The sequence below is a fragment of the Pseudomonas sp. 210_17 TE3656 genome (assembly GCF_054821965.1).
In genome coordinates this window covers 3397711-3419982 of record NZ_JBTRBC010000001.1, presented here as the reverse complement: position 1 = coordinate 3419982, position 22272 = coordinate 3397711, and the positions used below count along the sequence as shown (strand labels likewise).

The window sequence follows — 22272 nt, the reverse complement described above, 5'->3', positions numbered from 1 at the left end:
TTGAGGCCAGCATGTATATCTATCGTTTGGTCCTGCTTCTGGTCGTGGGGATCTATCTGTTCTCCCCGGCCATCATGGACTGGTGGATCGAGCCTACCGGAGCCTGGTATCGCCCTTACCTGCTCTGGCTGATCCTGATCGTCGTGACCTTTATCCTGCAGAGCCAACGTGATGCCGATGAGCTTTAGCCTGACCCAGATGATCCTGATCAGCGCCGCCTACCTGCTGGTGCTGTTCGGCGTGGCCTGGATCAGCGAACGCGGCATGATCCCGCGTGCAATCATTCGCCACCCCCTGACCTACACCCTGTCGCTGGGTGTCTATGCCAGTGCCTGGGCGTTTTACGGCTCGGTCGGCCTGGCCTACCAGTACGGGTACGGCTTTCTGGCCTGTTACCTGGGGGTTTCCGGGGCTTTCCTGCTGGCGCCGGTGCTGCTTTACCCGATTCTGAAGATCACCCGCACTTATCAGCTGTCGTCACTGGCCGACCTGATTGCCTTCCGCTTTCGCAGCACTTGGGCCGGGGCGTTGACCACGGTGTTCATGCTGATCGGCGTCCTGCCGTTGCTGGCCCTGCAGATCCAGGCGGTGGCCGACTCGATCAGCATCCTCACCGGCGAGCCGGTCAAAGCGCGGGTGGCCATGGCCTTCTGTGCCTTGATTACCTTGTTCACCATCTTTTTCGGCTCCCGGCATATCGCTACCCGAGAAAAACACGAAGGCCTGGTGTTCGCCATTGCCTTTGAGTCGGTGATCAAGCTGCTGGCCCTGGGCGGCATTGGCTTGTACGCGCTGTACGGAGTATTCGGCGGGCCGCATCAGCTGGAAGTGTGGCTGCTGCAGAACCAGACCGCCCTGGCCGCCCTGCACACACCATTGCAGGAAGGCCCATGGCGGACCCTGCTGCTGGTGTTTTTCGCCTCGGCCATCGTCATGCCGCACATGTACCACATGGCCTTCACCGAAAACCTCAACCCGCGCTCGCTGGTCAGCGCCAGTTGGGGCTTGCCACTGTTCCTGCTGCTGATGAGCCTGGCTGTGCCTTTGATCCTCTGGGCGGGCTTGAAGATGGGCGCCAGCACCAGCCCGGAATACTTCACCCTGGGCCTGGGGATCGCCGCCAACAACCAGGCGCTGGCACTACTCGCTTATGTGGGTGGGCTGTCAGCCTCCAGCGGCTTGATCATCGTTACCACCCTCGCCCTCTCGGGCATGGCCCTGAACCACCTGGTGCTGCCGCTGTACCAGCCTCCGGCCGAGGGCAATATCTATCGCTGGCTGAAATGGACCCGCCGCGCGCTGATTGTCGCGATCATCGCCGCCGGTTTCGGCTTCTACCTGACCCTTGGCAGCCAGCAAGACCTGGCCAACCTCGGCATCGTCGCCTTTGTCGCCACCCTGCAGTTCCTGCCGGGCGTACTCTCGGTACTGTACTGGCCGACCGCCAACCGTCGCGGCTTCATTGCCGGTTTGCTGGCCGGGATCCTGGTGTGGATGGTGACCATGTTGCTGCCACTGGTGGGCAACCTGCAGGGTTTCTACATCCCGTTGCTGAACATGATCTATGTGCTCGACGACACCAGTTGGCACATGGCGGCCATTGCCTCGCTGGCGGCGAACGTGTTGCTGTTCACCCTGATTTCGCTGTTCACCAACGCCAGCAGTGAAGAAGTCAGCGCCGCCGAAGCCTGTGCGGTGGATAACGTGCGCCGTCCGCAACGCCGCGAACTGCATGCCGCCTCGCCGCAGGAGTTCGCCACGCAACTGGCCAAGCCGCTGGGGGCAAAGGCCGCACAGAAGGAAGTCGAACAGGCCCTGCGTGATCTCTACCTGCCTTTCGACGAACGCCGTCCCTACGCCTTGCGCCGCCTGCGCGACCGTATCGAAGCCAATCTGTCGGGGCTGATGGGGCCGAGTGTGGCTCAGGACATGGTCGAGACCTTCCTTCCTTACAAGTCGGGTAACGAAAACTACGTCACTGAAGATATCCACTTCATCGAAAGCCGCCTGGAAGACTACCACTCGCGCCTCACCGGCCTTGCTGCCGAGCTCGATGCCCTGCGCCGCTACCATCGCCAGACCCTGCAGGAGCTGCCCATGGGTGTCTGCTCGCTGGCCAAGGATCAGGAGATCCTGATGTGGAACAAGGCCATGGAAGAGCTCACCGGCATTCCCGCCAAGCGTGTGGTCGGCTCACGCCTGACCACCATCAGCGAACCTTGGCGTGGCCTGCTGCTGGGCTTCACCAACATTCCCGATGAACACCTGCACAAGCAGCGCCTGGGCCTGGACGGCCAGACCCGCTGGCTGAACCTGCACAAAGCCGCCATTGACGAACCCCTGGCGCCGGGCAACAGTGGCCTGGTGGTGCTGGTCGAAGACCTCACCGAGACCCAGGCTCTGGAAGACAAGCTGGTGCACTCCGAACGCCTGGCCAGTATCGGTCGCCTGGCGGCCGGGGTAGCCCACGAGATCGGCAACCCGGTCACCGGCATCGCTTGCCTGGCGCAGAACCTGCGCGAAGAACGCGAGGAAGATGGCGAGATCACCGAGTTGAGCAGCCAGATCCTTGAGCAGACCAAGCGCATTTCCCGCATCGTTCAGTCACTGATGAGCTTTGCCCACGCCGGCAGCCATCAGCACAGCGACGAGCCCGTATGCCTGGCCGAAGTGGCGCAGGACGCCATCGGCCTGCTGGCCTTGAACCGGCGCAATTTCGAAGTACAGTTCTTCAACCTGTGCGACCCCGAGCACTGGGTCGATGGCGACCCGCAACGCCTGGCCCAGGTCCTGATCAACTTGCTTTCCAACGCCCGCGACGCCTCACCACCCGGCAGTGCCGTGCGGGTCAAGAGTGAAGCGAGCGAGCATACCGTTGATCTGATCGTCGAGGACGAAGGCAGCGGTATTCCGAAAAACATCATGGATCGTCTGTTCGAACCCTTCTTCACTACCAAGGACCCGGGCGAAGGTACCGGACTGGGGCTTGCTCTGGTCTATTCCATCGTGGAAGAGCATTATGGACAAATCACCATCGACAGCCCGGCCGATACCCAGAGCCAGCGTGGCACTCGGATCCGAGTCACCCTGCCGCGCCATGTCGTAGCGACGTCCGCTGTGAACTGAGACCGTCGAGAGAATTGAATCAATGCCGCATATTCTGATCGTCGAAGACGAAACCATCATCCGCTCGGCACTGCGTCGACTACTGGAACGGAACCAGTATCAGGTCAGCGAAGCCGGATCGGTGCAGGAAGCACAGGAGCGCTTCAGCATTGCCACCTTCGACCTGATTGTCAGTGACCTGCGCCTGCCCGGCGCCCCGGGTACCGAACTGATCAAGCTCGGCCAGGGCACACCGGTGCTGATCATGACCAGCTACGCAAGCCTGCGCTCGGCCGTCGATTCGATGAAGATGGGCGCGGTGGACTACATCGCCAAGCCTTTCGATCATGACGAAATGCTCCAGGCCGTGGCGCGCATCCTGCGTGACCGCCAGAACGCGCCAGCAGCGCCTGCCGAAGCACGCGGTAACGGCAAGACCGCCATCGCCGACAAAGGCAGCAGCAATGCCGCCAATGGCGAGATCGGCATCATCGGCTCCTGCCCGCCGATGCAAGACCTGTACGGCAAGATCCGCAAGGTCGCCCCGACTGACTCGAATGTGCTGATCCAGGGCGAGTCAGGGACCGGTAAAGAGCTGGTTGCCCGCGCCCTGCACAACCTCTCGCGCCGCGCCAAGGCACCGATGATCTCGGTGAACTGTGCGGCCATTCCGGAAACCCTGATCGAGTCGGAACTGTTCGGCCATGAGAAAGGCGCCTTCACCGGTGCCAGCGCCGGTCGCGCCGGCCTGGTCGAAGCTGCCGACGGCGGCACCCTGTTCCTCGACGAGATCGGTGAATTGCCACTGGAAGCCCAGGCTCGCCTGCTGCGGGTGCTTCAGGAAGGCGAAATCCGCCGGGTCGGTTCGGTGCAGTCACAAAAGGTCGATGTGCGCCTGATCGCTGCGACTCACCGCGACCTGAAAAACCTGGCCAAGATCGGCCAGTTCCGCGAAGACCTTTATTACCGCCTGCACGTTATCGCCCTCAAGCTGCCTGCCCTGCGCGAGCGCGGCGCCGACGTCAACGAAATCGCCAATGCCTTCCTCGCCCGCCAAAGCGCACGTGTCGGCCGTAACGACCTGCGCTTTGGCCACGATGCCGAACAGGCCATCCGTCATTACTCCTGGCCGGGTAACGTCCGTGAGCTGGAAAACGCCGTTGAGCGTGCGGTGATTCTCTGCGAGAGCCCGGAAATTTCTGCCGACCTGTTGGGCATCGATATCGAGCTGAGCGACCTGGAAGACGACGAGCCGTTCGCCAGCCTGTCCGGCAATGGCAGTACAGCCAACAATACCAGCCACGAACCAACCGAAGACCTGTCCCTGGAAGATTACTTCCAGCACTTCGTCCTCGAACATCAGGACCACATGACCGAGACCGAGCTGGCACGCAAACTCGGGGTCAGTCGCAAGTGCCTGTGGGAACGTCGCCAGCGCCTGGGCATTCCGCGGCGCAAGAGCGGTGCCACCAGCGATAGCTGATCCCTTTCAGCTGTCAGCGAGGTGCGAAGGGGTAACACAGGCAAATGTGAAAAAACTGTTACCTCGCCACAATCTCGTAACAAAAACCGGGGCTTACGGTAACGAAGCCCCGGTTTTTTTTCGCCTCAACAACACGGTGAAATCGCTCCAAGCCCTTGTTTTACTGGGGTTTGCAAAAGTTGGCACGGCACCTGCTATATGTTTGGTACAAGAACAATAACAAGCACTGCAAAAGACAATAAAAATAAGACGAATCGGCTCACGCACAATAAGAACAAGACGGCGGAGGCGCAGCTAACTGATTCTTTTGGAGAGGAGTTGTATTTGGGGCTTGCCCCACAACCAGGCAGAGAATAATAAAAACTGCACTCAAGCAGGGCCTGAACTGGTTGGATCGCATGATCATTGCAACCTCAGCGACCAAAGCAATCCGTTTGCTCTTGAATCCCGGTTAGGGAGATCGTCCACAAGCTTTGCGTTTTGTGGATAGGGCACTCAACAAAAACAAGAAGCCCGGCAAAAAAACAATAAGAGCACGCAACTACTTTCTTGGGGAGCTTCGGCTCCCCTTGTAGTTTCTCCCCTCCGCATCACCCCCCGCTTTGCTAGCGCCTACACCATCCTCCCAGTAAATGCTAGAATCCCCGCCCATCATGCGGCCATTCTTCGTTTTTGGCCGAACATTCCTTCAAACAGTGCATCCCATGCTGAAGAAGCTGTTCCAGTCGTTCCGTCCTCCCGTACGTGGCCCGCACCACAAGCGCACCACGCCTGAAGTGATCAATAGCGGTCAACACTCGCTGCAACGTGGCCAATTCAGTCGTCATGCGGTGAGTATCGTTGAGCGCCTGCAAAATGCTGGCTACCAGGCCTACCTGGTCGGTGGCTGCGTGCGCGACCAACTCCTGGGTATCACCCCCAAGGACTTCGATGTCGCCACCAGCGCCACCCCCGAACAAGTCCGTGCCGAATTTCGCAATGCGCGCATCATCGGCCGCCGTTTCAAGCTGGTTCACATCCATTTCGGTCGTGAAATCATCGAAGTCGCCACCTTCCGCGCCAACCACCCGGAAAGCGAAGCAGAAGACAGCCACACCTCGTCGCGTAACGAGAGCGGGCGCATCCTGCGTGACAATGTCTACGGCACCCTGGAAGAAGACGCGCAGCGCCGCGACTTCACCATCAACGCCCTGTACTACGATCCGGTCAGCGAGCGCATCCTCGACTACGCCAATGGCGTACACGACATCCGCAATCGTTTGATCCGCCTGATCGGTGACCCGACCCAGCGTTATCAGGAAGACCCGGTGCGGATGCTGCGCGCCGTGCGTTTCGCCGCCAAGCTGAACTTCGGCATCGAGAAGCACACGGTGCAGCCGATTCGCCAACTGGCATCGATGCTGCGCGAGATCCCGTCTGCCCGCCTGTTCGAGGAAACACTCAAGCTGTTCCTCTCCGGGCATGCCGCCGACACCTTCGAAATGCTGGTTGACCTGCAGTTGTTCGATCCGCTGTTCCCGGCCAGTGCCGAAGCCCTGGAAGAACATCCGACCTACACCCATACCCTGATCAGCCAGGCATTGATCAACACCGACCTGCGCATCAAACAGGGCAAACCGGTAACCCCTGCCTTCCTGTTCGCCGCCCTGCTCTGGCCGGCCCTGCCGGGTCGTGCTCTGCGCCTGCAAAGCCGTGGCATGCCGCCGATTCCGGCGATGAACGAAGCCGCCCACGAGCTGATCAGCGAACAGTGCCAGCGCATCGCGATTCCGAAACGCTTCACCCTGCCGATCCGCGAGATCTGGGACATGCAGGAGCGCCTGCCACGCCGCAGCGGCAAGCGTGCCGACCTGCTGCTCGACAACCCGCGCTTCCGTGCCGGTTACGACTTCCTGCTGCTGCGTGAAAGCGCAGGTGAGGAGACCGATGGCCTGGGCCAATGGTGGACCGACTATCAGGACTGCAATGACAGCGAGCGGCGCGACATGATCCGTGACCTGGGCAGCCGCGATGAAGGCGCTTCTGCCGGCCCGCGTAAACGCAAGCGCAGCCCGAGCAAACGCAAGCGTGCCGATGGCGGCGCAGGCGAATAAACATGGAGCGCGTGTACATCGGCCTGGGCAGTAATCTGGATGAACCGCAGGAGCAACTGCGCAGTGCTATCGATGCGTTGCGTGAGCTGCCCGACACATCGCTGGCGGCGACCTCGGCTTTCTACAGCAGCGAATCGCTGTCACCCGGCCAGCCACGCTACACCAATGCCGTAGCCGCCCTGGACACCACGTTGGCGCCGCTGGACCTGCTCGACAGCCTGCAGGCCATCGAAGCCGCCCAGGGCCGTGAACGCAAGGAGCGCTGGGGCCCGCGCACCCTGGACCTGGATATCCTGCTGTACGGCGATCATCTGATCGACATCCCGCGCCTGAAAGTCCCGCATTACCACATGCAGGCGCGACCGTTCGTCCTTTACCCGCTGGCCGAACTGGTCCCGGCCGACTTCCTGCTGGCCGACCAGCGCAGCCTTGCCAAACTGCTGGCAGATTGCCCGTTCGTCGGCCTGGAACGCCTGTAACCGGGCGTTCCCCCATGCGGTAACGCCTGTAACAGTGCATTCGTAACAATGCGGTAACAGGGTAATTGACTTCAGCCCCCTCCCTCACGACTATAGGCGTCCGGTGGCGCCTGCGCGCCGCAAAAAGGCGTATATAGGCCTGGAACAGGTCGCAATTAAAACACCACGATCGATGATGTGCTGTTCCAGAAGATGAATACACGCGTTGTACGCAGTCGTTTTTCACAGCGCCTGAATGAGGATTCCTTTTCATGCCAGATGTAACCCTGACCACCCTGCAGAGCCTCAAGGCCAAGGGTGAGAAAATAGCCATGCTGACCTGCTACGACGCAACCTTCGCCCAGGCTGCCAGCCGTGCCGGCGTGGAAATCCTGCTGGTCGGAGATTCGCTGGGCATGGTCCTGCAAGGTCATGACAGTACCTTGCCGGTGACCAACGCCGAGATGGCTTATCACACCGCCTGCGTCAAACGTGGCAACGAAGGCGCATTGATCCTCGCTGACTTGCCGTTCATGGCCTGTGCCACTATTGAGCAGGCTTTCGCCAACAGCGGCGCCCTGATGCAAGCGGGCGCGCACATGGTCAAAGTCGAGGGCGCCGCCTGGCTCGCGGAAACCATCCGCCTCCTGGCCGAACGTGGCGTTCCGGTTTGCGCGCATATGGGCCTGACCCCGCAGACCGTGAACATCCTCGGCGGCTACAAGGTCCAGGGCCGCCAGGAAAACCAGGCGCGGCAGATGCGGGCCGACGCCATTGCCCTGGAGCAAGCTGGTGCGGCGATGTTGCTGCTCGAATGCGTACCCAGCGAACTTGCCGCGGAAATCACCCAGGCGGTGAGCATCCCGGTGATCGGTATCGGTGCCGGCAGTGCGACCGATGGCCAGGTACTGGTGCTGCACGACATGCTCGGCTTGTCGCTGACCGGACGCGTACCGAAGTTCGTGAAAAACTTCATGGTCGGCCAGAGCGATATCCAGGGTGCGCTCAAGGCTTACGTAACAGCCGTCAAGGACGTCAGCTTCCCAGGCAGCGAACACGGGTTCAGTGCATGAATACAGTCAAGACCGTCCGCGAATTGCGCGCCGCCGTGGCGCGGGCACGCAGTGAAGGCAAGCGCATCGGTTTCGTACCGACCATGGGCAACCTGCACAGCGGCCACGCCGCTCTGGTGACCAAGGCCGCACAGCGCGTCGATTTCGTCGTCGCCAGTATCTTCGTCAACCCGCTGCAGTTCGGCCCCAGCGAAGACCTCGACAAGTACCCGCGAACTCTCGCAGCCGACCAGGAGAAACTGCTCCAGGCCGGATGCCACCTGCTGTTCGCCCCCAGCGTCGAGGAGATGTATCCCGACGGTATGGACGGCCAGACCCGCGTCAACGTTGCACAGCTGTCCGAAGGCCTGTGTGGCGCCAGCCGTCCAGGCCACTTCGAAGGTGTGGCGACAGTGGTCAGCAAGCTGTTCAACATGGTCCAGCCGGACCTGGCCGTGTTCGGTCAGAAAGACTTCCAGCAGTTGGCGGTGATCCGCGCCCTGGTGCGCGATCTGAACATGCCGATCCAGATCATTGGCGAACCGACCGTGCGTGCCGAGGATGGCCTGGCGCTGTCCTCTCGCAACGGTTATCTGAACGAAGAACAACGTGCCATCGCGCCAGCGCTGTATCGACTGCTGAGCCAGATGGCTGCTGCCATCGAACAGGGTGAACGCGACTACCCGGCGTTGATCGCCAACGGTCAGCAACAGCTGCAAAACGCCGGTTTCCGCCCTGACTACCTGGAAATCCGCCAGGCCCTGAGTCTGCGTCCGGCAACCGCCGAAGACCGCGATGTGGTGATCCTGGCCGCCGCCTACCTCGGTGCCACCCGCCTGATCGACAACCTGCACCTGAATCTCGACGACAAGTAACAAGGTCGCCCGCCGAGCCCACTCCCTGTAAGCCGGGCTGATGCCTATAATTGGCATCAGCCTGCAAACGGGACGCTGGTTTCAGTGTCCAAGGCAGTTCACGCAATAAGGAAACCTGCAGCGATGGCTTATTACCGCACCCCCCATGATGTCACCGCTCTGCCCGCCTGGCAGGCGCTCCAGCAACACCGCGAAGCCATGCAGGACTTCAGCATGCGCGAGGCATTCAATGCCGAGCCAAAGCGCTTCGAACAGTTTTCCCTGAGCACCTGCGGACTGTTTCTCGACTATTCGAAGAACCTGATCAACGGCCAAAGCCGTGACCTGCTGGTCAATCTGGCCAATGAAGTCGGCCTGCAAGAGGCAATCAAGGCACTGTTCGCCGGCGAAATTCTCAACGCCTCCGAAGGCCGCCCGGCCCTGCACACCGCGCTGCGCCGGCCAGTAGGCGACAAATTGAGTGTCAACGGCACCAACGTGATGCCTGAGGTGCACAAAGTCCTCAACCAGGTCACCGAGCTGGTTAGCCGTATCCATGACGGGCTGTGGCGCGGCTACAGCGAAAAGCCGATCACCGACGTGGTCAACATTGGTATCGGTGGCTCGTTCCTCGGCCCAGAGCTGGTTTCCGAGGCGCTGCTGCCCTATGCCCAGCGCGGCGTGCGCTGCCATTACCTGGCCAATATCGACGGCAGCGAGTTCCATGAGCTGTCGGCCAAACTGCGCGCTGAAACCACCCTGTTCATCGTTTCCTCGAAATCCTTCAATACCTTGGAAACCCTGAAAAACGCCCAGGCCGCTCGCGCCTGGTACCTGGCCCAGGGCGGCTCGGAAGCCGAGCTGTACAAGCACTTCATCGCCGTGTCGAGCAACAAGGCCGCCGCTGTGGCCTTCGGCATCCGCGAAGAAAACATCTTCCCGATGTGGGACTGGGTCGGCGGTCGTTACTCACTGTGGTCGGCCATTGGTCTGCCGATTGCCCTGGCCATCGGCACCGCCAACTTCAAAGAGCTGCTGTCCGGCGCCTACACCATGGACCAGCATTTCCAGAACGCCCCGTTCGAGCAGAACATGCCGGTGCTGCTGGCTCTGCTGGGCGTCTGGTACGGTAACTTCTGGGGTGCGCAGAGCCACGCGATCCTGCCGTACGATCACTACCTGCGTAACATCACCAAGCACCTGCAACAGCTGGACATGGAATCCAACGGCAAGAGCGTTCGCCAGGATGGCACACCGGTCAACCATGACACCGGTCCGGTGATCTGGGGTGGCGTCGGCTGCAACGGCCAGCATGCCTACCATCAGTTGCTGCACCAGGGCACCCAACTGATCCCGGCCGACTTCATTGTTCCGGTGGTCAGCTTCAATCCGGTTGCCGACCACCATCAATGGCTGTACGCCAACTGCCTGTCGCAGAGCCAGGCGCTGATGCTCGGCAAGACCCGCAGCGAGGCCGAAGCCGAGCTGCGCGACAAGGGCATGAGCGAAGCCGATATCCAGAAGCTGGCACCACACAAGGTGATCCCGGGCAACCGTCCGAGCAACACCCTGGTGGTCGAGCGCATCAGCCCACGCCGTCTCGGCGCGCTGGTGGCGATGTACGAGCACAAGGTGTTCGTGCAGAGCGTAATCTGGGGTATCAACGCCTTCGACCAGTGGGGCGTGGAGCTGGGCAAAGAGCTCGGCAAGGGCGTCTACCAGCGCCTGACCGGTGGTATCGAAGAAGCTGCCGAAGACGCGTCGACCCAGGGCCTGATCAACTTCTTCCGCAGCCGTCACCGCGGTTGATCGCCCGTGTTACCCCTGGCTGAACGAACACAGCCAGGGGTAGCGGCTACACTGTCCTGACAAAAACAATCAGGACAGGACCCCGCCATGTTCGATATCAGCGCCTATCCCCATGCCGATGCCGTCAGCAAAGCGGCGCGCCTGAGCCAGGCCGAGTACCAGCGTCTGTACCGCCAGTCGATTGAAGAGCCTGAGGTGTTCTGGGCAGAACAGGCCAAAGCCCTGGACTGGATCAAGCCCTGGAGCAGCATCCAGCACAGTGACATGAAGACCGGCCAGGCCAGCTGGTTCAAGGATGCCCAACTTAATGTCAGCTACAACTGCATCGACCGCCACCTGGCTACACGGGGCAACCAGCCGGCGATCATCCGTGAAGGCGACAATCCTGCCGACTCCAGCGTCATCACCTACGGTGAACTGCACCAGCATGTCTGCCGCCTGGCCAATGTGCTTAAGCAGCGTGGGGTCAAAAAAGGTGATCGGGTATGCATCTACATGCCCATGGTCCCCGAGGCCGCTTACGCCATGCTCGCCTGCAGCCGCATCGGTGCGATTCATTCAGTGGTGTTCGGCGGTTTCTCACCCGATGCTCTGCGTGACCGTATCCTCGACGCCGATTGCCGCACCGTAATCACTGCCGATGAAGGCATTCGCGGCGCCAAAACCGTACCGCTGAAGAACAACGTCGACAAGGCGCTGCTCAGTTGCCCGGATGTCAGCACGGTGGTGGTGATCAAGCGCACCAGCGGCCAGGTCGCCTGGAGCGAAGGCCGCGACCTCTGGTACCACGAAGAGATCAGACAGGTCGGCGATGACTGCCCGCCCGAACCCATGGACGCTGAAGACCCACTGTTCATCCTCTACACCTCCGGCAGCACCGGCAAACCCAAAGGCGTACTGCACACCACCGCCGGCTACCTGCTGCAGGCCACCCTGACCTTCAAGACCGTATTCGATTACCGTGACGGCGAAGTGTTCTGGTGCACCGCCGATGTCGGCTGGGTAACCGGGCACAGCTATATCGTTTACGGGCCGCTGGCCAATGGTGCTATCACCTTGATGTTCGAAGGCGTGCCCAACTACCCCGACACCTCGCGTTTCTGGCAGGTGGTCGACAAACACAAGGTGAACATTTTCTATACCGCCCCCACCGCCCTGCGCGCCTTGATGCGTGATGGTAATGGGCCGCTGCAGAACACTTCGCGCAAGAGCCTGCGCCTGCTCGGCAGCGTCGGCGAACCGATCAACCCGGAGGCCTGGGAATGGTATTTCAATGCGGTGGGCGAGCAACGCTGCCCGATTGTCGATACCTGGTGGCAGACCGAAACCGGCGGCATCATGATCAGCCCGCTGGTAAGCAGCCGGCGGATAAAACCCGGTTGCGCCACCCAACCAATGTTCGGCGTACAACCCGTACTGCTCGATGACAAGGGCAAGCTCATCGAAGGCCCCGGCAGCGGTATGCTGGCGATCAAGGCCAGTTGGCCCGGGCAGATCCGCAGCGTGTATGGCGACCCGCAACGGATGATCGACACCTACTTCAAGCCACTGCCGGGTTACTACTTCACCGGCGACGGCGCCCGTCGCGATGAAGACGGCGACCTGTGGATAACCGGGCGCATCGATGACGTGATCAACGTTTCCGGGCACCGCATCGGCACCGCCGAAGTCGAAAGTGCGCTGGTATTGCACGACAGCATCGCCGAGGCCGCGGTAGTCGGGTACCCTCACGATCTCAAGGGGCAAGGCATCTATGCCTTTGTCACGCCGATGAACGGGGTGAACCCGGACGACACGCTCAAGCAGGAGCTGCTGGCCCTGGTCAGCAAGGAAATCGGCAACTTCGCCAAGCCGGAACTGATCCAGTGGGCGCCAGCACTGCCCAAGACCCGCTCCGGCAAGATCATGCGCCGCATCCTGCGCAAGATCGCCTGCAACGAGCTGGACAACCTGGGCGACACGTCGACCCTGGCCGACCCCAGTGTCGTTCAGGGCCTGATCGACAAACGTTTGAATACATAACCGGCAGCAGGTCATGGCTGCCTCGCACGCAAGGTAACCATGGAAGCGATTCGCCGCCGTATCGAAACCCAGGTAATGAGCCTGACCGGCTTGTCCCTGGGGCAGCTGGACCTGGAAAACCCCAAGGGCGACCCCGGCCTGTTCGGCCCGGACAGCATCAGCTGGCGTGTACACGGCGACTTCCCGAGCATGCTGGTGGGCGGTATCAGTGCTCTACTCCTGCAACTGCTGCATCCGCTGGCCCTGGCCGGGGTCTGGGATCACTCCAATTTTCGCCAGGACCTGCTCGGACGCCTGCGCCGCACCAGCCAGTTCATCTCCGGCACCACCTTCGGCGCCACCGGCGATGCCAACTGGCTGATCGAAAAAGTCCGCACCATCCATCTACAAGTCGTCGGTAGCGCTGCCGATGGGCGCCCCTATGCAGCCAGCGACCCAGAGCTGTTGACCTGGGTGCATGTGGCCGAGGTCAGCAGCTTTCTTGCCGCCCACCTGCGCTACCGCAATCCAAACCTGCCCCTCGCCGAGCAGGATGCCTACTACGCCGAAATCGCCTTGATCGCCGAACGCCTGGGGGCCCGGGATGTACCACGCTCGCGTCAGCAGGTAACCGACTACCTGCAGGCCATGCGTCCGCAGTTGTACGCCGATGAACGAAGCCGGGAAGTGGTGCAGGTATTGCTCGATGCCCCCGCGCCCAGCCGTCTGGCCAAGCCGGTGGGTAGCCTGATGTTGCGCGCGGGTATCGATTTGCTGCCTGATTGGGCCAGCGCCATGCTGGACCTGCAGCAACATTCCTTGCAACGGCGCCTTATTCGCCTGGGTATCAACAGCACGGCCCCGGTGCTGCGCTGGGCCATGCGTGACGGCTCGGCGCATCGAGCGCGGCGGCGCATGGGTATCCACTGAAGGCGACCGAGCAGTTCGCCATTAGCGATTCCCCGAGCATCTATGCCACCATGACGGTTGATCAAGGCCCCGCAGGGGCCTGTGCTGTTCTGACGCCAAATCGAATAATAGTGAGGACCCGCGCCATGCAAGATGTTGTTATCGTTGCCGCCACCCGAACCGCTGTCGGTAGCTACCAAGGAGCGCTGGCCGCCATTCCCGCCGTTGACCTCGGCGCTGCGGTGATTCGCCAACTGCTGACCCTGACCGGCATCGATGCCGAGCTGGTCGATGAAGTGATCCTCGGCCAGGTGCTGACCGCCGGTGCCGGGCAAAACCCTGCGCGCCAGGCCGCGATCAAGGCTGGCCTGCCCCACGCGGTACCGGCCATGACCCTGAACAAAGTCTGCGGCTCCGGCCTCAAGGCCCTGCACCTGGCAACCCAGGCCATCCGCTGCGGCGACGCCGAAGTGATCATCGCCGGCGGCCAGGAAAACATGAGCCTGGCCAACTACGTCATGCCCGGCGCCCGTACCGGTTTGCGCATGGGCCACAGCACGCTGATCGACAGCATGATCAGTGACGGTCTGTGGGATGCCTTCAACGACTACCACATGGGCATCACCGCCGAGAACCTGGTGGAAAAGTACGGCATCAGCCGTGAAGACCAGGATGCCTTCGCCGCCGCCTCCCAGCAAAAAGCCGCTGCCGCCATCGAAGCCCGACGCTTCGTCGACGAAATCACCCCGATCCTGATTCCTCAGCGCAAGGGCGATCCGGTTGCCTTCGCCACTGACGAACAACCACGTGCCGGCACCACTGCCGAATCGCTGGGCAAACTCAAGCCGGCCTTCAAGAAAGACGGTACTGTCACTGCCGGTAACGCTTCGTCGCTCAACGACGGTGCCGCCGCCGTGATGCTGATGAGTGCAGCCAAGGCCCAGCAACTGGGCCTGCCGATCCTGGCGCGGATCAAGGCTTACGCCAATGCCGGTGTCGACCCTGCGATCATGGGCATCGGCCCGGTCAGCGCCACCCGCCGCTGCCTGGAAAAAGCCGGCTGGGATCTGGCCGACCTCGACCTGATCGAAGCCAACGAAGCCTTTGCCGCCCAGGCCCTGTCGGTAGGCAAGGAGCTGGGTTGGGACGCCAGCAAGGTCAACGTCAACGGCGGCGCCATTGCCCTGGGCCACCCGATCGGTGCTTCGGGTTGCCGGGTGCTGGTGACCCTGCTGCACGAGATGATCAAGCGTGATGTCAGCAAAGGCCTGGCCACCTTGTGCATCGGCGGCGGCCAGGGTGTAGCCCTGGCGATCGAACGCTGATAACAGCGGGAGGGGCTGCAACGGCCCCTCCCCTGGCGTGAACTGATAAACTGCACGTCCGCAAACCAAGGCCACGTGCATGTCCCTCTTGAATCAGGCGCTGCGCGCCGCCCTCGACGCCCGCCAGGGCCTAATCGCCGAATTGCATGCCCAGAACACTGACTGCTACCGCCTGTTCCATGGCAGTCAGGAAGGCGCCAGCGGCCTGACCGTTGACCGCTATGGCCCGCAACTGCTGGTGCAGAGTTTCCATCAGACGCTTGAGAGCAGCGCCTTGCTTGAACTGCACGCCATGGTTGAGGCGCAGCTTGGCCTTGAGCTGCTGCTGGTCTACAACGACCGCTCCCAGGGCAACAGCCGCATCGACCGCCGCGACCCGGTTTACCAGGCCAGCGAAGCGGCCCTGGCCGACCATGTCGGTCATGAGTGGGGGCTGAACTACCGTGTCCGTGGCCGCCATGCCGGTCAAGACCCACTGCTGTTCCTCGACCTGCGCAACGCCCGCGGCTGGGTCAAGCAACACAGTGCCGGCAAGCGTGTGCTGAACCTGTTCGCCTATACCTGCGGTGTCGGTCTCAGCGCTGCAGCAGGCGGCGCCCGTGAGGTGTGCAACCTGGACTTCGCCGAAGGCAACCTGGCGGTGGGCAAGGAGAACGCGGCACTCAACCCGGGGCTGGTACCGATGAGCTTCATCCAGTCCGATTACTTCCCGGCGATCCGCCAGTTCGCCGGTTTGCCGATCAGCCAGCGCCGCGGTCACAAGCTGCCACCGTACCCGCGCCTGGAGCAACGCCAGTTCGATCTGGTGTTCCTCGACCCGCCGGCCTGGGCCAAGAGCGCCTTCGGCACCGTCGATTTGCTGCGCGACTACCAGAGCCTGCTGAAGCCGGCCCTGCTCAGCACCGCCGAAGACGGCGTACTGATCTGCTGTAACAACCTGGCCAAGGTCAGCCTCGACGACTGGCGCGAACAAGTACTGCGCTGCGCCGAGAAAGCCGGGCGCCCGGTACGCGACTGCCAGGTGCTTAAACCGGCCAGCGACTTTCCGTCGCAGGACCAGCAACCACCGCTGAAGACCTTGATTCTTCAACTTTAAAACAAAAAACCGGTAATTTCCGAGCTACCTTCGGAACCGTTTTTACGTGCCATACTCCAAGCACTCCCGTTCCAGACAGACGACGCCGCACATGCCCAAAGGATTGAAACGCGCCCTCGGCGCCATGTTGGCCGCTTTGGCCCTGTACAGCCTGCTTGGCTTTCTGATTCTCCCAGGGGTTGCCCTGCGTATCGCCAACCAGCAATTGGCCAACTACGCCACGGTACCTGCGCACTTGCAGCGTATCGAGCTCAACCCCTTCAGTCTTGAGCTGACCCTCTGGGGCCTGCAGATTGGCGAGCCGGACAAGAAGCAGGTCGGCTTTGAACGCCTGTACGCCAACCTTGAGCTCGACAGCCTGTGGACCGGTGCCCTGCACCTGGCGGGCGTCGAGCTGGAAAAGCCGCATACCGAATTGCTGTTTGCCAAGGATGGAAAACTGAACCTGGCACAACTGTTCAAACTTCCGCCCAGCGAACCGAAACCCGAAACACCGCCCAGCGACCCGTTCCCGCTGCGCATCGACAGCATCAAGCTCGTCGAAGGCTTCCTGCACTTCGAGGACTTGCGGCCCAGCGAACCTATCGAGTTCCTCTACGATTCGATGAACCTGGAACTGAAGAACCTCAGCACCCTGCCTGAAGACAGCTCCGACATGACCCTGGTGGCGATCGGGCCGCACGGTGGCCGCATCGACTGGAGCGGTTCCTTCAGCCTTGTGCCCATCGCTTCCGAAGGTACCTTGAAAGTCACCGACGGCAAGATGAAAGCCTTCTGGCCCTATGTTCGCGATGCCGTGCCGCTGGTACTGGAAGAAGGCGTCATCAGTCTCGACACCCACTACAAACTGAACCTGTCCAAGGAAACCGAGCTGCTGCTCGACAACACCTCGGTGAGTATCGCGCCCTTTGCCATCAAGGCGCCGGATGGTCGCCCACTGGCGCGTCTGGCACGCCTGGATGTCAGTGAAACTTCTGTAGACCTCGCCAAACAACTGGTAACCGTAGGCAAGATCCGCAGCGAGAAACTGGAAACCTGGGCCGCCCTGGAAGCCGATGGCCAACTCGACTGGCAGAAGCTGTTCGCCAGCCAGCCGGCCAAGGCCACGCCGAAAGAGAAAGCCGAACCTGCTGCAGCCGAACCTGAAAGCCAGGCCCAAGCGACCCCTGCCGAGCCAGGCAAGCCCTGGCAGGTGCTGCTCAAGGATGTGCAACTGCGTAACTACCAGGTCCACCTGGCCGATCGTTCGCAAAAGCAGCCGGTGGCACTGGACGTAGGTCCGTTGAACCTCGACCTGCAGAACTTCGACAGCCTCAACCAGTCGCCTTTCACCCTCAAGCTCGATACCGGCGTGGGCAAGCAAGGCAAGTTGCAGGCTGCCGGTGAAGTCAATCTGGCGCCGGTGACCGCCAAGCTCAAGGTCAGCACCCAGGACATCGACTTGCGCATCGCCCAGGCCTACATCACGCCGTACATCCGTCTGGAGCTGCGCAGCGGCATGCTTGGCAGTGACCTCAACGTCAATCTCAGCAACGTTGAGCCGTTGGCCTTCAGCATCGATGGCAAGGCCCAGGTCAACCAACTGCATACGTTGGACACCATCAAGGACCGCGACTTCGTCAAATGGCAACAGCTCAACCTTGATGGTTTGTCTTATCGCCATGGCGATGCCCTGAGCATCGGCAAAGTCAGCCTGAAGCAGCCCTATGCGCGCTTCATGATCAACGAAGACCGTACCACCAGCGTCGATGACCTGCTTATCCCGCAGCCGGCCACCGCGCAAACCAGTGCCCAGGCGAAAGCGAAGGCACCGGCGGGCAGTGAAAAGCCATTGGGTATCCGCATCGGCGCAATCGACATCAACGATGGCTCGGCGAACTTCGCCGACTTCAGCCTGACACCCAACTTCGCCACCGCCATCCAGCAACTCAACGGTCAGATTGGCACCATCGACAACCGCCAGCCAAAACCGGCCAAGATCGATATCAAGGGCAAGGTTGATCGCTATGCGCCAGTGACCATCAAAGGCGCACTGAACCCCTTTGATCCGATGGCCAGCCTGGACATCGCCACCAGCTTCAAACGCGTCGAGCTGACCACCCTGACGCCTTATTCAGGCAAGTTCGCTGGGTTTCGCATCCGCAAGGGCCGGCTGAACATCGACCTGCACTACGTCATCACCCAAGGCAAGCTCAAAGCCGAGAACAAAGTGGTGGTTGAGCAGTTGCAGCTTGGTGAGAAAGTCGAAAGCCCGGATGCGGTGGACCTGCCGATTCGCCTGGCAGTGGCCTTGCTCAAGGACACCGAAGGCAAGATCTCAATCGAATTGCCGGTGACCGGCGACCTGAACGATCCGCAGTTCAGCGTCATGCCGATCGTCTGGCAGACCCTGCGCAACCTGGTACTGCGTGCCGCCCAGGCGCCATTCAAGTTCATCGGTGGCTTGATCAGCGGTGGCGATGCGCAGGACCTGGGCAGCGTCGCCTTCGTCGCCGGTTCCAGCGATCTGGCACCTGATGCCAAGAGCGCCCTCGACAAGCTGGCGGCGGCACTCAAGGAACGCCCAGCCCTGCGCCTGGAGATCGAAGGTACCAGCGCGCAAAGCAGCGATGGACCGTTGATTGCCCAGCAACGTCTGGAGCGTGAGTACCAGAGTACCTACTACAAGATCCTCCAGCGTCGCGGTGAAAAGGTTCCGGCCCAGGCTTCCGACCTGAAGGTCCCGGATGGCGACAAACCGGCGATGCTTGAAGGGATCTACCGCACCCGCATGAAGCAGCAGCCGCCGGCCGAATGGGAGCAGCTGGACCGCGAGCAGCGCACCACTCAGTTGCGCGATGCAGTGCTCAAGTCCTGGGGCGAGAGCGCTCTGCTGCTGCGCCAGCTGGGTCAGGCCCGGGCCAGCAGTATCAAGGACTACCTGGTCGACAAGGGCAAACTGGAAGATGATCGGGTGTACTTCATTGATGCCAGCCTCGGCCAGGCGGAAGCGGATGGGCGGGTAATCACGCCGCTGCATCTGGATGCTGAGTAACCGAACGGTGGGAGCGGGCTAGCCCCGCGACTGCAGACTGCCAGTCACATTGCATCGCGGGGCAAGCCCGCTCCCACCGTTCAAACAAAAGCCCCGGCAACCTGTGCCGGGGCTTTTGTTTACGCAGGTCAGTCGGTTTTCAGGCCATCAGCCGAAACCGCCTTAACGCCATCGATCTTCTTGGTGATCATGACTGCCGTGTCTTTCTGCGACTTGGTCAGCGCAGTATCGGAAGACAGGGAAACCACACCTTTATTGGTTTCTACCTTGATGTCTGTGCCTGGAATACCTTTCTCGGTCATCAGGTCGGATTTGACCTTGGTAGTGATCCAGGTGTCTTTGGTCGCTTCTGTTGCCTTGTCCATTTCACCGGCAGCAACAGTCAGCGGAGCCTGGGCAGGCTGTTGGGCAAATGCCGCGTTAGCCAGGGTCAGAGTCAGGGCGGTGGCAGTAGCGGCAGCAATAGCGAACTTCTTCATACGAGACACTCCTGTTTTTCGAAAAGTCTGCGCCGTAAGTCCTGGCAGCAGGGGTATGACTACCGTTGCAGGGTCTATGCCAGCTTTTCTAATTGATTATTTCCTTATAAATCAGTCGTTTAGAGTTAGACGAAAAAGCCGCGATCGTGCAATTTGCAAGCCTCGGCAGAATCCCGCATGCAAGATGCAAGTCCGCAAGACAATTGCCGCAGGCATAAAAAAAGGACCCCGAAGGGTCCTTTTCTTTACGCTACGTTCTTAGACGCCGGATGCCTTGGCAGCGGCAACGTCCTTGATCGACAGCTTGATACGACCGCGGTTGTCCACGTCCAGTACCAGTACTTCAACTTCCTGACCTTCTTTCAGGATGTCGGTCACTTTCTCAACGCGAGCATCGCTCAGCATGGAGATGTGAACCAGACCGTCCTTGCCTGGCAGGATGTTGACGAAGGCACCGAAGTCAACGATGCGCTCGACCTTACCGACGTAGATCTTGCCGATTTCAGCTTCTGCAGTGATGCTCAGAACGCGCTGACGAGCAGCTTCAGCGGCGTCTTTGGTTTCACCGAAGATCTTGATCGAGCCGTCGTCTTCGATATCGATCGAAGCCTTGGTTTCTTCGCAGATGGCACGAATGGTTGCGCCACCTTTACCGATGACGTCACGGATCTTGTCGGTGTCGATCTTCATGGCGATCATGGTCGGAGCATTTTCCGACAGCTCGCTACGCGACTGACCGATGATCTGGTTCATCTGACCGAGGATGTTCAGGCGCGCTTCCAGGGCCTGGCCCAGGGCGATTTCCATGATCTCTTCGGTGATGCCGTTGATCTTGATGTCCATCTGCAGCGCGGTAACACCTTTGGCGGTACCGGCTACTTTGAAGTCCATGTCGCCCAGGTGGTCTTCGTCACCGAGGATGTCGGTCAGGATGGCGAACTTCTCGCCTTCTTTAACCAGACCCATGGCGATACCGGCCACTGGTGCCTTCATCGGTACACCGGCGTCCATCAGGGCCAGGGAAGCACCGCAAACCGAAGCCATGGAGCTGGAACCGTTGGATTCGGTGATTTCCGATACCACACGGATGGTGTACGGGAACACGTCAGCGGCAGGCAGCATGGCCTGGACCGAACGACGGGCCAGACGGCCGTGACCGATTTCACGACGACCAGCACCGCCCATGCGACCACACTCGCCTACCGAGAACGGCGGGAAGTTGTAGTGCAGCATGAAGGGGTCTTTCTTCTCGCCTTCGAGGGTGTCCAGCAGCTGGGCGTCACGGGCAGTACCCAGGGTCGCAACGACCAGAGCCTGTGTCTCGCCACGGGTGAACAGCGCCGAACCGTGAGTCTTCGGCAGAACGCCGACTTCGATGTTCAGCGGACGAACAGTCTTGGTGTCGCGGCCGTCGATACGTGGCTTGCCGTTAACGATGTTTTCGCGAACGGTGCGGTATTCGATTTCGCCGAAGATTTCTTTGACTTCGCCGGCCGATGGCTGACCTTCTTCACCGGAGAACTTGGCAATCGCCTGATCGCGCAGCTCACCCAGGCGAGCGTAACGGTCGGCCTTGACGGTGATGGTGTAAGCCTGGGAAACCGCTTCGCCCAGTTCAGCGCGAATGGCGCTCAGCAGGGAAGTGTTCTCAGCCTTGGCAGTCCAGTCCCAAGTAGGCTTGGCAGCTTCGGCGGCCAGCTCTTTGACAGCCTGGATAACAGCCTGGAATTCGTCGTGGGCGAACAGTACAGCGCCCAGCATCTGGTCTTCGGTCAGCTCTTTGGCTTCCGATTCAACCATCAGGACGGCGTCGGAAGTACCAGCAACGACCATGTCCAGGCTAGAGGCAGCCAGTTGCTCGTAAGTCGGGTTCAGCAGGTAGCCGGTGCTTTCGTGGAAAGCAACGCGCGCGGCACCGATCGGGCCTTCGAATGGAATGCCGGAGATTGCCAGGGCAGCCGAGGTACCGATCATCGCAGCGATGTCCGGATCGGTCTTTTTGCTGGTGGAAACGACGGTGCAGACAACCTGCACTTCGTTCATGAAGCCTTCTGGGAACAGCGGACGGATCGGACGGTCGATCAGACGCGAGGTCAGGGTTTCTTTCTCGGAAGGACGGCCTTCACGCTTGAAGAAACCACCAGGGATCTTGCCGGCGGCGTAGGTCTTTTCCTGATAGTGAACGGACAGGGGGAAAAAGCCTTTGCCTGGATCGGCCTGTTTGGCACCGACCACGGTCACCAGTACGGTGACATCGTTGTCGACGGTGACCAATACGGCGCCGGACGCTTGACGAGCAATACGGCCCGTCTCGAGGGTAACGGTCGATTGACCGAACTGGAATTTCTTGATTACCGGGTTCACGGTTTCCTACCTTCTTCAGTGGCTCTGGGGGAACTGGTTCTTGCGAATTCTTGGGCAGCACAGGGAATCGGCCCTGTTGGCAGTCCAGATAAAACTAGAGGTTGGAAGCCTGCCCTGCCCTTGCGGAAAACCGCTCAGGCGAGACAGACAGCCAACCTCATAGATACGCGCGGCGTGCTCATCGCTCCCAATGCCAGGCATCGGGAGCGA

General features: G+C 60.8%; 15 protein-coding genes. 13 read left to right on the top strand and 2 right to left on the bottom strand.

Annotation, left to right across the window (positions count from 1 at the left end; all coding sequences use genetic code 11):
- The first annotated feature begins 11 nt into the window (after positions 1-11).
- The 13 genes from ACVI9W_RS16060 (at position 12) to ACVI9W_RS16000 (ending at position 19219) form a co-directional block, all read left to right on the top strand.
- Complete coding sequence (locus ACVI9W_RS16060; RefSeq protein ID WP_003250005.1) at positions 12-188, top strand: hypothetical protein; 177 nt, start codon at positions 12-14, stop codon at positions 186-188.
- Positions 172-3126 (top strand): sensor histidine kinase, encoded by a 2955-nt coding sequence (locus ACVI9W_RS16055; protein ID WP_342624176.1) that lies wholly within the window; start codon positions 172-174, stop codon positions 3124-3126. Before ACVI9W_RS16060 ends, ACVI9W_RS16055 begins: the two co-directional genes overlap by 17 nt.
- 22 nt (positions 3127-3148) lie before the next feature.
- Positions 3149-4588 (top strand): sigma-54-dependent transcriptional regulator, encoded by a 1440-nt coding sequence (locus ACVI9W_RS16050; RefSeq protein ID WP_461530496.1) that lies wholly within the window; start codon positions 3149-3151, stop codon positions 4586-4588.
- A 704-nt stretch (positions 4589-5292) separates the two neighbouring features.
- Entirely contained in the window at positions 5293-6681 is a 1389-nt protein-coding gene (locus tag ACVI9W_RS16045; RefSeq protein ID WP_461530495.1) for a polynucleotide adenylyltransferase PcnB, read from the top strand.
- A 2-nt stretch (positions 6682-6683) separates the two neighbouring features.
- Entirely contained in the window at positions 6684-7160 is a 477-nt protein-coding gene (folK, locus tag ACVI9W_RS16040; RefSeq protein WP_461530494.1) for a 2-amino-4-hydroxy-6-hydroxymethyldihydropteridine diphosphokinase, read from the top strand.
- Positions 7161-7411: 251 nt separating this feature from the next.
- Complete coding sequence (panB, locus tag ACVI9W_RS16035; protein ID WP_342624171.1) at positions 7412-8212, top strand: 3-methyl-2-oxobutanoate hydroxymethyltransferase; 801 nt, start codon at positions 7412-7414, stop codon at positions 8210-8212.
- Positions 8209-9066: a pantoate--beta-alanine ligase gene (panC, locus tag ACVI9W_RS16030; protein WP_461530493.1), complete on the top strand. Its 858-nt coding sequence runs from the start codon at positions 8209-8211 to the stop codon at positions 9064-9066. The genes panB and panC overlap by 4 nt, the downstream gene beginning before the upstream one ends.
- 123 nt (positions 9067-9189) lie before the next feature.
- A complete protein-coding gene (gene pgi, locus ACVI9W_RS16025) occupies positions 9190-10854 on the top strand; it encodes a glucose-6-phosphate isomerase (protein WP_461530492.1) in 1665 nt (554 codons plus the stop codon).
- 87 nt (positions 10855-10941) lie between these two features.
- Positions 10942-12876: an acetate--CoA ligase gene (acs, locus tag ACVI9W_RS16020; protein WP_461530491.1), complete on the top strand. Its 1935-nt coding sequence runs from the start codon at positions 10942-10944 to the stop codon at positions 12874-12876.
- Positions 12877-12915: 39 nt separating this feature from the next.
- Positions 12916-13785 carry an oxygenase MpaB family protein gene (locus ACVI9W_RS16015; RefSeq protein WP_461530490.1) on the top strand — a complete coding sequence of 290 codons (870 nt, stop codon included), beginning with the start codon at positions 12916-12918 and terminating at the stop codon, positions 13783-13785.
- 125 nt (positions 13786-13910) lie between these two features.
- Complete coding sequence (locus ACVI9W_RS16010) at positions 13911-15089, top strand: acetyl-CoA C-acetyltransferase (RefSeq protein WP_342624166.1); 1179 nt, start codon at positions 13911-13913, stop codon at positions 15087-15089.
- 79 nt (positions 15090-15168) lie between these two features.
- Positions 15169-16185 carry a class I SAM-dependent rRNA methyltransferase gene (locus tag ACVI9W_RS16005; RefSeq protein WP_461530489.1) on the top strand — a complete coding sequence of 339 codons (1017 nt, stop codon included), beginning with the start codon at positions 15169-15171 and terminating at the stop codon, positions 16183-16185.
- 46 nt (positions 16186-16231) lie between these two features.
- Positions 16232-19219 carry a DUF748 domain-containing protein gene (locus ACVI9W_RS16000; protein WP_461530488.1) on the top strand — a complete coding sequence of 996 codons (2988 nt, stop codon included), beginning with the start codon at positions 16232-16234 and terminating at the stop codon, positions 19217-19219.
- A 128-nt stretch (positions 19220-19347) separates the two neighbouring features.
- On the opposite strand, the gene ACVI9W_RS15995 is transcribed toward ACVI9W_RS16000, so the two are convergent.
- Positions 19348-19698 (bottom strand): BON domain-containing protein, encoded by a 351-nt coding sequence (locus tag ACVI9W_RS15995; RefSeq protein WP_038606786.1) that lies wholly within the window; start codon positions 19696-19698, stop codon positions 19348-19350.
- Between the two features lie 258 nt (positions 19699-19956).
- Positions 19957-22062: a polyribonucleotide nucleotidyltransferase gene (pnp, locus tag ACVI9W_RS15990; protein ID WP_461530487.1), complete on the bottom strand. Its 2106-nt coding sequence runs from the start codon at positions 22060-22062 to the stop codon at positions 19957-19959.
- Between the last annotated feature and the right edge of the window lie 210 nt (positions 22063-22272).

What these genes read in the sequence shown, in the direction of transcription:
- pgi (WP_461530492.1), top strand. Translation starts at nt 9,190, where the DNA reads ATGGCTTATTACCGCACCCCCCATGATGTCACCGCTCTGCCCGCCTGG.
- ACVI9W_RS16055 (WP_342624176.1), top strand. Translation starts at nt 172, where the DNA reads ATGCCGATGAGCTTTAGCCTGACCCAGATGATCCTGATCAGCGCCGCC.
- ACVI9W_RS15995 (WP_038606786.1), bottom strand. Translation starts at nt 19,698, where the DNA reads ATGAAGAAGTTCGCTATTGCTGCCGCTACTGCCACCGCCCTGACTCTG.
- ACVI9W_RS16050 (WP_461530496.1), top strand. Translation starts at nt 3,149, where the DNA reads ATGCCGCATATTCTGATCGTCGAAGACGAAACCATCATCCGCTCGGCA.
- panB (WP_342624171.1), top strand. Translation starts at nt 7,412, where the DNA reads ATGCCAGATGTAACCCTGACCACCCTGCAGAGCCTCAAGGCCAAGGGT.
- panC (WP_461530493.1), top strand. Translation starts at nt 8,209, where the DNA reads ATGAATACAGTCAAGACCGTCCGCGAATTGCGCGCCGCCGTGGCGCGG.
- ACVI9W_RS16045 (WP_461530495.1), top strand. Translation starts at nt 5,293, where the DNA reads ATGCTGAAGAAGCTGTTCCAGTCGTTCCGTCCTCCCGTACGTGGCCCG.
- ACVI9W_RS16060 (WP_003250005.1), top strand. Translation starts at nt 12, where the DNA reads ATGTATATCTATCGTTTGGTCCTGCTTCTGGTCGTGGGGATCTATCTG.
- acs (WP_461530491.1), top strand. Translation starts at nt 10,942, where the DNA reads ATGTTCGATATCAGCGCCTATCCCCATGCCGATGCCGTCAGCAAAGCG.
- ACVI9W_RS16015 (WP_461530490.1), top strand. Translation starts at nt 12,916, where the DNA reads ATGGAAGCGATTCGCCGCCGTATCGAAACCCAGGTAATGAGCCTGACC.
- folK (WP_461530494.1), top strand. Translation starts at nt 6,684, where the DNA reads ATGGAGCGCGTGTACATCGGCCTGGGCAGTAATCTGGATGAACCGCAG.
- ACVI9W_RS16005 (WP_461530489.1), top strand. Translation starts at nt 15,169, where the DNA reads ATGTCCCTCTTGAATCAGGCGCTGCGCGCCGCCCTCGACGCCCGCCAG.
- ACVI9W_RS16010 (WP_342624166.1), top strand. Translation starts at nt 13,911, where the DNA reads ATGCAAGATGTTGTTATCGTTGCCGCCACCCGAACCGCTGTCGGTAGC.